The 237-nt window shown below is 63.7% G+C and carries 1 protein-coding gene; it reads left to right on the forward strand.

Translation table 11 applies throughout. From position 1 onward, the window contains the following. A partial coding sequence (locus tag J5M58_RS27655; protein WP_207880720.1) for an amino acid permease occupies nucleotides 1-237 on the forward strand: 237 nt, incomplete at both ends.

Raw genomic sequence — 237 nt, forward strand, 5'->3', positions numbered from 1 at the left:
TGTTCGTGTTCATCGGCATCGAAGGCGCCAGTGTGTATTCCGGGCGTGCCGAGCGCCGGTCGGATGTGGGCAAGGCTACGGTGATCGGTTTCCTGGGGGTGCTGGCGTTGCTGGTGCTGGTCAACGTACTGTCGCTGGGCATCATGACCCAACCGGAACTGGCCAAGCTGCAGAACCCGTCGATGGCTGCCGTGCTGGAGCATGTGGTCGGCCACTGGGGTGCGGTGCTGATCAGCG

Source organism: Pseudomonas sp. 32_A, assembly GCF_017490905.1.
Lineage (GTDB): Bacteria > Pseudomonadota > Gammaproteobacteria > Pseudomonadales > Pseudomonadaceae > Aquipseudomonas > Aquipseudomonas inefficax.